At 33.2% G+C, this 12,798-nt stretch carries 11 protein-coding genes; 8 read left to right on the forward strand and 3 right to left on the reverse strand.

The genetic code is table 11. The features are described 5' to 3' along the window. Positions 1–509 precede the first annotated feature (509 nt). The 3 genes from AC3ASS_RS12015 to AC3ASS_RS12025 all read right to left on the reverse strand — a co-directional run bounded on the left by AC3ASS_RS12015 (position 510) and on the right by AC3ASS_RS12025 (position 3,657). Positions 510–1,928, reverse strand: a complete 1,419-nt coding sequence (locus AC3ASS_RS12015) for an NAD-dependent succinate-semialdehyde dehydrogenase (protein WP_488283775.1) — start codon at positions 1,926–1,928, stop codon at positions 510–512. Between the two features lie 170 nt (positions 1,929–2,098). Beyond that, positions 2,099–3,331 carry a dicarboxylate/amino acid:cation symporter gene (locus AC3ASS_RS12020; protein WP_488283765.1) on the reverse strand — a complete coding sequence of 411 codons (1,233 nt, stop codon included), beginning with the start codon at positions 3,329–3,331 and terminating at the stop codon, positions 2,099–2,101. 74 nt (positions 3,332–3,405) lie between these two features. Beyond that, entirely contained in the window at positions 3,406–3,657 is a 252-nt protein-coding gene (locus AC3ASS_RS12025; RefSeq protein WP_488283766.1) for a hypothetical protein, read from the reverse strand. 417 nt (positions 3,658–4,074) lie between these two features. On the opposite strand from AC3ASS_RS12025, the gene AC3ASS_RS12030 reads away from it, so the two are divergent. From AC3ASS_RS12030 to AC3ASS_RS12065, 8 genes are all read left to right on the forward strand, one after another. Further along, positions 4,075–4,989 carry a diacylglycerol kinase gene (locus tag AC3ASS_RS12030; protein ID WP_488283767.1) on the forward strand — a complete coding sequence of 305 codons (915 nt, stop codon included), beginning with the start codon at positions 4,075–4,077 and terminating at the stop codon, positions 4,987–4,989. A 169-nt stretch (positions 4,990–5,158) separates the two neighbouring features. Next, positions 5,159–6,532, forward strand: coding sequence for a 23S rRNA (uracil(1939)-C(5))-methyltransferase RlmD (rlmD, locus tag AC3ASS_RS12035; RefSeq protein ID WP_488283768.1), 1,374 nt, complete (start codon positions 5,159–5,161; stop codon positions 6,530–6,532). 249 nt (positions 6,533–6,781) lie between these two features. Next, complete coding sequence (locus AC3ASS_RS12040; protein WP_488283769.1) at positions 6,782–7,219, forward strand: hypothetical protein; 438 nt, start codon at positions 6,782–6,784, stop codon at positions 7,217–7,219. A gap of 1,072 nt (positions 7,220–8,291) precedes the next feature. After that, the gene (locus AC3ASS_RS12045) at positions 8,292–8,771 is read left to right on the forward strand and encodes an EamA family transporter (protein WP_488283770.1); all 480 of its coding nucleotides are present in this window, start codon (positions 8,292–8,294) and stop codon (positions 8,769–8,771) included. Positions 8,772–8,904: 133 nt separating this feature from the next. After that, complete coding sequence (locus AC3ASS_RS12050) at positions 8,905–9,192, forward strand: EamA family transporter (protein ID WP_488283771.1); 288 nt, start codon at positions 8,905–8,907, stop codon at positions 9,190–9,192. Positions 9,193–9,413: 221 nt separating this feature from the next. After that, the gene (locus tag AC3ASS_RS12055) at positions 9,414–10,319 is read left to right on the forward strand and encodes a DNA/RNA non-specific endonuclease (RefSeq protein ID WP_488283772.1); all 906 of its coding nucleotides are present in this window, start codon (positions 9,414–9,416) and stop codon (positions 10,317–10,319) included. Positions 10,320–10,688: 369 nt separating this feature from the next. Further along, entirely contained in the window at positions 10,689–12,149 is a 1,461-nt protein-coding gene (locus AC3ASS_RS12060; RefSeq protein WP_488283773.1) for a protein adenylyltransferase SelO, read from the forward strand. Between the two features lie 330 nt (positions 12,150–12,479). Then, on the forward strand, positions 12,480–12,704 hold the full coding sequence (locus AC3ASS_RS12065; protein ID WP_488283774.1) for a hypothetical protein: 225 nt from the start codon (positions 12,480–12,482) through the stop codon (positions 12,702–12,704). Positions 12,705–12,798 lie beyond the last annotated feature (94 nt).

Consider the following 12,798-nt stretch of genomic DNA (forward strand, 5'->3'; position numbering starts at 1 on the left):
TTTTAATCGGAAAATGACTTTTAACCAGTGTAATGGTTTTGCATTTTCGTGTCCAATTAATTAAGGGGTCCAAATAGATTCTGGTGAACGAATTTGCAAGTTTGAATTAAGTATTTGTATCTATCCAATAGTTATTTGCAACTAGCAATATTCGTATTTGCAACTGAAAGAAAAAAACTTGTAACTTATAAAAATTTATTTGTCACTCATGGACATTTTCTTGCAAGTTGAAAAATGATCTTGCAACAAAGTTTAACTTTTTTGCAAGTCGTTGTTTCGAGGATAAATGGTGCAGCAAGTGATCGAAAATCTTCCAACTTTGGGATGGATTTTTTTGCAACACAAAATAGTTTGATAGTGATTAAGAAAACTAATATTCGAAAATCTAGCATCTCAATGCTTATCTGTAATGTGCTTCTTCTGGTCAAATATAATGGCCAGTGAAATCTTATAAGAAAAATTTCACTGGCTCATTCTATTTTTTGTAGAGTATTATACTAACCTATTCCTTACAATTGAATAGACACATATTTAGTTTCTAAAAACTCCTCAATACCTTGATGTCCGCCTTCTCTACCTAGTCCGCTTTGTTTAAAACCTCCGAATGGAGCTTGTGCAGTTGAAGGTACACCATCGTTAATTCCAACAATTCCATATTCTAGTTTTTCAGAAACATATATGGCCGTTTTTAAACTTTCCGTATAAGCATAAGCGGCTAGCCCATAAATCGAATTATTGGCTCTTGCAATCACTTCATCTATATCATTAAACGTAATAATCGGAGCAACTGGCCCAAATGTTTCTTCGTTCATAATTTTCATAGAATCTTTGACGTTACTAATAACAGTAGGTTCAATAAAATACCCACCCTCAAAATCGGATACTCTTTTACCTCCAAACTCAAGGTTGGCTCCATTTTGCACAGCATCATTGATATGGCTGATGACCTTATGGAAGGCATCTTCATCAATTAATGGCCCGATATCAGTTTCAGAATCTAAGCCGTAACCAACTTTTAATTGTTTAGTTGATTCTACTAGTTTTTTAGTGAAATCTTTTGCAATTTTTGAATCAACATAAATTCGATTAGCACAAATACACGTTTGTCCACAATTTCTAAATTTAGATTGAACGACACCTTTGACGGCAAGGTCTAGATCCGCATCTGCGAAAACAATGACAGGTGCATGACCACCAAGCTCAAGTGAAATTTTCTTAACGGTTTCTGCCGCCCCTTTCATGAGCAGCTTACCCACTTCAGTAGAGCCAGTAAATGTAATTTTTCGGACACGAGTATCTTTTAACCATGCGTCTGCAATAGAAGGTGCATCACCGGTAACAACATTAATAACTCCTTTTGGTATGCCGGCTTTCTCAGCAGCTTCTGCTAATTTAAAGGCAGTTAGAGGGGTCTGTTCAGCGGGTTTTATAACTACTGTACAACCAGCAGCAAGTGCAGGAGCTACTTTTCTAGTAATCATCGCCGCAGGAAAATTCCACGGTGTGATGACAGCTGTTACACCAACCGGTTGCTTCAAAACTAGCAATCGTTTATTTTTTGTCGTAGCCGGGATCGTTTCTCCATAAACTCTTTTTGCCTCTTCTGCATACCAAGTGATAAAAGAAGCTGCATAATGGACTTCACCAATGGCTTCTTTCATTGGTTTACCTTGTTCTAACACCATGGTTTTAGCAATATCTTCTTTCATTTCCATAATGACATCGTACCACTTTAAAAGTAGTTTGCTTCGTTCATATGCCGATGTTTCGGACCAATGGTGAAAAGCCTCATAAGCAGCATCTGTGGCACGTTCTGCATCAACTTGATTACCTTTCGGAACACTAGCAACAACTTCACCGTTTGCTGGATTAAATACTTCAAAACTTTCTCGGGTAGATGCTTTTACCCATTCCCCATTTATGTACATAGGCTTAAAAGTTAATGAGTTTAATAGAGACAAATTAATACCCCTTTCGTTTTAGCATAATATTTCAAAATAGTTATTTATAGTATACAAAATTTAGAAAAATAAGAAAATAAATTAACATATAAAAGAAAACTAATAAGTGAATCCTTATTAGTTTTCTTAATAATCTATTATGTTTCTGCTAAATTTTTATCCATCCAGTCTTTACCTTCTATATGTCTAGTGACCATCATACTACAAACAGTATCTCCAGTTGAGTTTACCATTGTCGCAGGTGGATCAACAACTACCCCTATGGCAGAAATTAATGGGAGTGCCTCTATTGGAAGGCCGTATAACGTTACAATCATCATCTCGCCGATAAAACCGCCTCCAGGAATTCCTGACATAACCGTACCGGATAATATTGCGATTCCAATGGCAGTTAAGAAGGTTTCGATACCTGAGAATTCCATTTCAAATATCCCAAATACAAAAGCTATTTTTAGTATAGCGGAAAGACAAGAACCATCCATATGAATAGTAGCACCAATAGGTAAAACTGTTTCCCGAATATCTTTCGGTACTCCTATTTTTCTAGCAGCGTCTAAATTTACAGGAAGTGTACCTACACTACTTCCGGTAGCCAAAGCTGTAGCGGCTGGAGATAATATATTTTTCCAAAATCGGCTTACTCCTTTTTTGCCACCAGCGATAAAAGCATAAAGTGTAAACCCTATAAAGAAATATAAAATTGAAACAGGATAGTAAACAATGACAGCTCTCGCATAGTCCCCTATCAATTCAGGGCCAAAGACTCCAATGAGTGCTGCAAAATAGGCACCTAAACCAATAGGAGCATAATACATTACAAATTGAATGACTTTCATAAATACTTCGGAACCGCTAGATAAAAACTTGGCAAAAGGTTTTCCCTTTTCTCCTGATAAACCTGTTGCAACACCAATTAATATAGAAAAGACAATAAGAGCTAACATATTTTTTCTAGAAAAGATATCAACAAAATCAGGAACTGTAAACGTAGCAACAAGCTGATCAGCTAAACTTAGCTCCTCCACATCTTCAGGTTGTGTCAATGAAATATCTGCCCCTTGTGCAGGAGGGAAAGCTACAACAGCTACGATCATTACAATGGATGCAATGATACCTGTAATGATAAACACAGTGATCATCGATCCCATAATTTTTCCTAATCTTTTCATACTATCCATATTAGCGATAGCAGAAGATATCGAAAAGAAAACGAGAGGAACGACAATCATAAATAATAGATTTAAAAATAAATCCCCTAAAGGCTTTAAAACTTCTGCTTTTTCGCCTGCAATGAAACCAATCAAGCTTCCAATAATTATCGACAACACGAGAATGAGTGGGAAACGATAGGCTTTCAATTTTTGACTCATGTTATAACCCCTTTCTTAACGAAATGCATTAATTTATTTTATCATATTAAAGACAAAGGAATATGAAGGAATATTTATGTATTTTTAGAGTTGCTCCATTTGGAATCTATATACGTAAATAATAGAGTAATAAGATAGAAGATGATTGCTGCTGCAATCCCTAAAATTGAAAAATACAATATATTAATGATATGATCCGAATTTTTCGCTCCTATCATGAGAAATAAGTAACTAGCCGTTAATAGAAATCCGGAAATTGAATAAATGAATATACCTATCAGATATGGTCTATTAAATTCTTTTTTCTTTAATAGCCAATCTGTCAAATATGAAACAGGTATCCCCCCCCAAAAGATAAAAAGGAGAAGCGTATATTATTGAGAACATGAATAGTTTGGAAAACTTAAAATAATATACGTTTTCTATCTGCTCGTTTTTTGGTATGTAATTAATAAGTGCAAATAAGAATGAAAAAATACAAATTGAAATAAGAGCAACCCACACTCTTTTTGAAAATGATAAATGGAACACGTTTTACCTCCTTATTTATGGATAAATTTATCCTCATTGTACCATGACTATACTCAAAATTCTCCATCTATTACAAAGCGAAGAATATCTTTCTAATTGTTTTTAGCGGTACAATTATTTCGATTTTTGAAGAATTTTATTTGCTTTTAATTAAAAGGTTGATATATTATGTTAAATAGTGGAATCAATTTAAAAATAATGGATGATGTGAGATGAAAAAAGCGAGAGTTATTTATAATCCAACATCAGGTAGAGAAATTATAAAAAAACATTTAGCCGAAGTGCTCCAAATGCTTGAACAGGCAGGATATGAAGCTTCTTGTCATGCAACTACGGGTGCAGGAGATGCTATGGCTGCGGCAAAAATTGCAGTAGAAAGAAAATATGATGTCGTCATAGCTGCAGGTGGAGACGGTACAATTAACGAGGTGGTCAATGGGCTAGCCAATCATGAGTATCGTCCAAAATTAGGAATCATTCCAGTCGGTACGACAAATGATTTTGCCCGAGCACTTAGTATTCCTAGAGATGTAGAGGAAGCAACGAAAGTAATTATTGAAGGAGAAACTATTCCAGTTGATGTTGGGAGAGTGAATGATAAATATTTTATCAACATTGCTGGTGGTGGAAGAATTACAGAGTTAACGTATGAAGTACCTAGTAAGTTGAAAACGGTACTTGGCCAGCTAGCTTATTATTTAAAAGGAATCGAAATGTTACCATCAATAAAATCATCTCCTCTTCGCATTGAATACGATGGAAAAATTTTTGAAGGAGATGCAATGTTATTTTTAGTTGGTTTAACGAATTCTGTTGGAGGATTTGAAAAGCTTTCACCTGATGCTTCTATTAATGACGGATACTTTTCATTATTAATATTAAAAAAGACAAATTTACCAGAATTTATAAGGATCGCTACTATGGCTTTACGCGGTGAACATTTAAATCATCCAAATATCATTTATGAAAAAGCTAAAAAAATTAAGGTAGAATCTTCTGAAGAAGTTCATTTAAATTTAGATGGTGAATATGGGGGAGATCTTCCTGCTGAATTTGAAAATTTGTATCGTCATCTGGAAGTATTTTGTACTATTGATAAACTACGACCACAAGATAAAATTAATTAGCTAAATAGTAATGATACTAATCTCCAGTCTCGAGTAGAAAATGAGACTGGTTTTTTCACGTTAAGATAAAAAATTAAAATAAACGTTTGTTTAAATTTATTTCCATTTTGAAAGTACAAAAAAAGATGATATCTTTGTAAAAGAAACGAGATAGTTGAGGATGAGATTAATGAACAAACCAATTCCTTTTCAAAAAAATGATTATGTTCAAGTACAATTTGAGGACCTCACTCATGATGGAGCAGGTGTTGCGAAAGTTGATGGTTTTCCTATTTTTGTTCCTTATGGACTTCCTGGGGAAAAGGCTATTGTTAAAATAATTAAAATCCAAAAAGGATATGCCATTGGACGATTAATGGAACTATTAGAAGAAAGCCCTGATCGTGTAAGTCCTCTATGTCCCATTTATAAACAGTGTGGGGGATGCCAACTTCAGCACCTGAGCTACGAAGGTCAATTAAAAGCGAAAGAAAAGCATGTTAGAGATGTTTTAGAAAGAATCGGTAAAATAAAAGATGTGACGGTATATCCTACAATTGGCATGGAACATCCATGGCGTTATAGAAATAAGGCTCAAGTACCGATTGGGGAACGAGAGGGCGGTTTAACTGCAGGTTTTTATAAAAAACGTAGCCATGACATCATTGAAATGGAAAAATGTTTGATACAGCAAGAAAAGAATGACGTACTTGTCCAAACGGTGAAGAATATTTGTGAAAAATACGGAGTACAAGCCTATGATGAAAAAAATCATAAAGGAACTTTACGTCATATTATTGCCCGTTATGGTCATGTTACGGGAGAAATGATGATTGTATTAGTGACAAAAACAATGGAACTTCCTAATAAAAAACGAATTGTAGAGGAGATAGTTAAAGAAATTCCTACAATCACTTCCATTGTTCAAAATATAAATGAGAAAAGAACGAACGTCATTTTTGGAGAACAAACGAAAGTATTATTTGGAAGCGAAGTTATATACGATAAAATCGGTGATATTCAATTCGCAATTTCTGCTAGATCCTTTTATCAAGTAAATCCAGAACAAACGAAAGTTTTATACGAAAAAGCTTTGGAATATGCAGGCCTCACTGGGGAAGAAACAGTGATTGACGCTTATTGCGGAATTGGTACCATTTCTTTATTTTTAGCACAAAAAGCTAAAAAAGTATATGGTGTGGAAATCGTACCAGAAGCTATTGAAGATGCAAAAAGAAATGCAAAATTAAACGGTATAAACAATGTAGAATTCGAAGTTGGAGAAGCAGAAACAGTTATTCCGAAATGGTATGAAAATGGTATAACAGCAGATGTTCTAGTGGTTGACCCTCCACGTAAAGGTTGTGACGAATCATTATTAAAAACTATCATAGAAATGAAACCGAAAAAAGTCGTATATGTCTCATGTAACTCATCAACATTAGCGAGAGATTTAAACATTTTGGAAAAGGGAGGATACAAAACCATAAAAGTCCAACCAGTAGACATGTTTCCTCAGACAGCACATTGTGAAGCAGTAGCGAAGTTAGAATTGCAGATGTAATAAAAAAAGTAAAATTATCAAATCGACCCGAAAATTGTAAAAAAATATAATTTACAATTTTCGGTTTTCTTTATCTTCCTCAAATTATAAGAAGATGTTTCCGACACTTATAAGACAAAAAAAGTCTAAAATTTTTTATAATTGATGCAACTAATTAGCGTAAATTTGAACTTAGGAAAAAATTAATTTTTCAGTAATTTGAAGCCATCTGGTAACTTTGAACGTATAAATAAAAAAGGAGTGATGTCGATGAATAAAAAGGAATTTATTACGGAAAAACATCTAAAACAAAGAACAATGTTTAGAACTGTAGGTCCAATAATCTTAGGCATAGGTTTTTTATGTTCTTTAATTGCAGCAATTGATTTATTTACACTAAGTCCTTTTGAAGAACCGGAATATTTTTGGTTATTTTTTATTGGCTTTCCTTTATTAGCAATAGGATTTTTTATTTGTTCTCTAGGCTTTGGTTCTACGATAGTAAAATATCAAAGTCGCGAAATTGCACCCATTGCAAAAGATACGATCAATTACTTAGCCAACGAAACGAAAGATGGGATAGAAACAATTGCACAGGCTGTACAAAAGGGGAAAAGTACTGTTGTAGAAGCCAAACGTTGTAACCTTTGTAAGGAATTGAATAAAATTGAAGCGAAGTTTTGTAACGAATGTGGAAATCCTTTGTAAAGAAACCATTAATTAAAAGAATAAATATATACTTTCTTCATACTTACTCCATAAAAATTTTCCTATATCCTAGTAAAACTCCCTTCTATAAATATTAAAAATAGTTAAAGCTCATACATTAGTGTGAGCTTTAACTTTTCAGTTAAATAATAAATGTTAGTATCACATTATTAATTAAAATGGTAATTAATAGTCGTAATATAGTTTTACTAAGCGTGAAATTTATTCTACCATTTTGAAATCCTTTAAATACCAGAACAATAGTTATTAAATTTAGATGCTGTAGTATTGCTCATAGATTCACCTCAATTGTTTTTCTGACCGATAAACAGAGGAATAATTCCTTGTTTAAGTCTAGAATTTGTACGGTTAACGTCTAGAACTAATTATAAAATACATTTCGGAAGTCCATCAAAAAGTACAGTTAAACCGACACTGAAAATGAAAAAATTGTATCGGCTATAACATTGATATATTTAGGTCTTTGGCTTCCGAAATGCTAAAATGTGTTATTCTTCAATACCATTTTTTATCTTATAACCTTTTTTGCTAAATCCAGTATTATCAAAAGCTGAAAGAAAGGCTTCTGAGATAGTAATATAAATTTTTCTGCTTTACCTATATGTTATTCAGTTAGTAACCCTTCTGATCATGATGAGGTTTAACTAGAATTCTAATAACAATATCTATTAAAAGTAATTGTTTAAAACACATTCCAATGATGAATGGAATGTGTTTTTTATATATTAAAAAATATTATTCTTAAAAAATTTAACAATTAATAAATTAACCGAATGCTAATGAATCATTAATATATAATTAACTAATAAATCTGAAAAATAAGGAAATGAAAAAATTATTTTATAATAAAAATAGAGTTACGTAATGATGTAATCAGACAGGAAAAATCATTATATAAAGTGGCAATTTTCCTTTATTATAAATTGAACAATTAAGACAAAATATGTCATAGCCCCCATTTACCCTGAAGGTGTGAGTGGGGGTTGTCCTATTGAAATTTGGAATTAGCAAAGTGTTGTAGCAGCATTTGTTGTTCTTTAGGAGGAATAGTATGTCTAGAAGAATCGCAAATTTATTATTTTTATTAGCAACAATCGGTTGGGGTTCCTCTTATTTATTTACGAAATTTGCAGTGAATGAATTAGAACCATTCACTCTTATCGCAATACGCTTCGGACTAGCCTTTTGTATTTCATTTGCGATATTTTATCGTCAGCTTATACATGTGAGTAAACAAACCATCGGAGCTAGTATGATTTTAGGTGGGTTGATGTGTTCGATGTTCGCGATGTTTAATATTGTTTTAAAAACGGAGAATCCATCAACTGTTGGTTTTTTACTTTCAACGACAGTTATTTTTGTACCAATTTTTACAGTTTTTATGACGCGAAAGCTGCCACCATATTCAATTGTGATTGGAGGTCTAATTACAACAAGTGGATTAACATTATTTATGTTTGAGGGCGGAATGACAATGGATATGGGTGTATTGCTTAGGATTTTGACAGCTATGATGTTTCCCTTCATTTAGTGGTTAATAATTATTTTGCCCAAAAATATGATGCCTTACAGTTAGGTGTTTATCAATTAGGGTTTGCCAGTTTGTTCGGTATAGTCTGTATGATGAGTTTTGAGTCCATGACTGGTCCGCAAAGTTCACTAGGATGGATTTCGATTTTTGTACTCGCTGTTATTTGTTCTGCATTTGGTTTTGTAGTCCAGTCTGTTGCACAAAAAAATATACTTCAGCTGTTGAAACGGGCTTTATATTAGCTTTAGAGCCTGTATTTTCTGCATTATTTGCATATATCGTATTAGGAGAAGAGCTAAAGGGAAGAGAATGGTTAGGGGCACTAATTATCTTTAGTGGTGTATTAATAGCAAGTTATCAACGCAAGGAAAAAGCAACCATTCATTCTCCAGCTCAAGATACATTGAAAACAAACAGATGAACGAGTATCAAGAGGATTTAACTTGGATTTTCTTGAAACATTTAATTATTTTGGTATTATAAAAAATCTTAGAATTTAAAATTAACAAAATTACTTCATTCTAGTTTCCAAATGCAATAAAAATTGTAATATGATATTATAATAAAGTTTAGATTTTTCATTTATTATTTTTAAAAAGTTTTCTAGATGGTTTAATAAAAAATTCATTAGGGAGTCATAAAATGATAAAGAAAAGAAACTTTTTGTTCTTACTCTTGATGACTATCATTTTTGTTGGTTGTACTAACATTGAAGAAATATCGAACAATAAGGGGAAAACCGAATCACAAGAAGTAACTACTAATCATAGTGAAACAGAAAAAGCTGCAGAAACAGAAGAAACTCCCACTCAATCAATATCTGACATGTTTCCAGGATATAGGATGATTGAAGTTGATGGCGGGGACTTATCCGGACATCGTGAACCTAATGTTGTTGTTGATATTGGTTTTGGAGATCGTCAATATTGGGCTTTTACAAATGAATATGGGCAACTAGTACGCGTGATTGCTGATGAAATTATTTTACAAGATGAGCGTAATGAACCGGTATTATCAAATGGTAGATATTACAGTGATGAAGCAAAGGTGCCCGGAGTTGAGCGAGAAGATTTAGATGAAGGTCATATCATTGCGGATTCACTTGGCGGAGTATCCAATGCTTATAATATTACCCCACAAAATAGTACGCTCAATCGTCATGGTGACCAAGCATATATGGAAGAAGTGATTCGTAAAGCAGGTGGAGCTACGAATTTTGAAGCAATTATCACTTATCCAAATCCGTATACCCAAATTCCTTCACACTATAAATATACGTATATCATAAACGGGCATAAAGTTGTCGAGGAGTTTGATAATGTAGACCCTGATAAAGTAAACGAATCACTTGGATTAACTGGGAATAATACGTCAACGTCATCTAGTTCAAGCCAAAAAGGTGATATTACTGCTATTGATACAAACGGTGATGGCCGAGTAACAATTAAAGAAGCAAAAGATGCTGGTTTTAAAATGCCGATTACAAAAGACCATTGGTTATACCCTTATATGCACGACGCGGATAATGATGGTATGGTAGGAGAATAAAAAGACGATCCACATCGATATTAGATGTGGATTAATTTTTTCATCATATATGGATGTTGTAATTTTAAACAAATGTTTATTTAAAATGAGAAAACAATGGAGAAATCACCTTTGCATTATAACTAAAATTTATTCTCCTAAATCGTTTTTCTTCTTTGTTCATACTTTTTGTTAGAGTACCAATTATTATTCATAAGTCATCTACCAATAGTTTTATGGACGAACACGAGGCTATGTCATGAGGTAAATGTTTAAAAAAGTGTTATAATTTTTTTAACTCAAATCGTCACGATTCCATTTTGTTCAAGGAATATATATTGCTCATTAACAGAAATTACAATTATAAAATAAGAAAAAGAAGGAGTATCTATGAATACATTAGAATTTGGATGGAATTTTGAGAACACCTATGTTCAACTCCCAGATAAAATGTATAGGAAAGTATTACCGACTCCGGTGAGTTTTCCGGAATTAGCAATATTTAATTCCTCTTTAGCGAAAGAATTAGTTTTAAATGATGAAGCATTGAATACAGAAGAAGGAGCAAAAATTTTTACCGGTAATATTATTCCTGAAGGAGCCCTCCCAATAGCACAAGCATATGCAGGCCACCAGTTTGGAAATTTTACGATGTTAGGAGATGGACGCGCGATCTTACTTGGCGAGCATCTTACCCCTAAAGGTTTACGTTTCGATATACAATTAAAAGGTGCAGGGAGAACACCGTTTTCACGTGGTGGAGACGGACGTGCAGCACTTGGCCCAATGTTGAGAGAATATATCATCAGTGAAGCCATGCATGCCCTAAAAATCCCTACGACTCGTAGTTTGGCAGTTGCTAAAACGGGAGAAGCGGTTGTTCGCGAGACATATTTACCGGGAGCAGTTTTAACACGTGTAGCCTCCAGTCATATTCGAGTTGGAACCTTTCAATTTATTGCAAATTGGGGAACAGTAGAAGAATTACAAGTTTTTGCTGACTATACGATTGAAAGGCATTATCCAGAGATAATGAATGACTCTAATAAATATTTAAGTTTATTAAAAAAGGTAATCGAACGACAAGCTGAACTCATTTCCAAATGGATGCATATCGGATTTATTCACGGTGTTATGAATACAGATAATATGACAATCAGTGGTGAAACGATAGACTATGGGCCATGTGCGTTTATGGACACATATGATCCTGCAACGGTATTTAGTTCGATTGATATTCATGGACGGTACGCATATGGAAATCAACCTCAAATTGCTGGTTGGAATCTTGCAAGATTTGCCGAAGCATTATTACCTCTTTTACACGAAAAGAAAGAAAAAGCAATAGAAATAGCACAAGCTGAAATATCGAAAGTCCCTAAAATTTATTTGAATAAATGGTTACATGGTATGAAAGCAAAACTTGGAATATTCAATAATGAAGAGGACGATAAAAATCTTATTCATGAGCTATTAACAATTATGAAAAAATATCATTCAGACTATACGAATACTTTTAGTTCGTTGACTTATGAACATCTGAATGTTAAAGAACTAAAGGGAGTGACAGAATTTGATTTATGGAAGCAAAAATGGAAAGACCGTTTGAAGCGACAAGAACAATCCAAAGAAGAATCTTATCAATTAATGAAAGAAAATAATCCTGTAGTCATTCCAAGAAATCATCGAGTGGAAGAAGCGCTTTCTGCTGCTGTTGACTTAGGAGACTTTTCAGTGATGAGAAAACTAATCGAAGTTCTTTCCAATCCTTATGAGTATTCGGAACAAATAAAAGAATATTGTAACCCTCCTGAATTCAAGAAACCATATGTGACGTATTGTGGGACGTAAGCTACCTGTTCATAGGTAGCTTTTTGTTTGTATAAAATCCTTAACGAATAAAAAAGAAAGTCTAGATATGAAACAGCATATCAATATACGGATGAACGGTGTAGTTATTCTTGGTTTTGTATAGAAGAAATCTTTAATTAGAGAATAATTAATTTTGATTGTCTTTAGTTTTTTAAAACAATATTTTGAATGGGATCGTACAATAAATTGATTCTAAAATCTACCTTTTATATAGAACAAAAGAAGGATTATTGCTCAAAAAATGTTGGATATAAAAAAATGGTAAAATATTCTTTAAAATAAAGGAAACTTTTGAAATGAGGGATTAATATGGTGTTATCTGGAGTGCTAAAATTAATCGGATCAGGGTTTGAATTCTTTTTAGGAATTCCTGTGGTTGGTGGAACATTTATCTTAGCATTATTTTGGAAACCATTGTTATTTATGTTGATCTTCCATATCATTACTTTAATTATATCTAAAAATAGTGGAAGTCCTATTTGGGGACCAGTTGTAGGTATGGATAGGTTACACTTAATTAGACAGATTCGTTAAGGTCATATAAACTTGATTCAACATGAGTCGGAGGGGAATCAATTATGACTAAGAGAAAAAGAAGAACATTTACTAAAGAATTTAAAGAACAAAT

The sequence above is a fragment of the Bacillus sp. JST-5 genome (genome assembly GCF_057747715.1).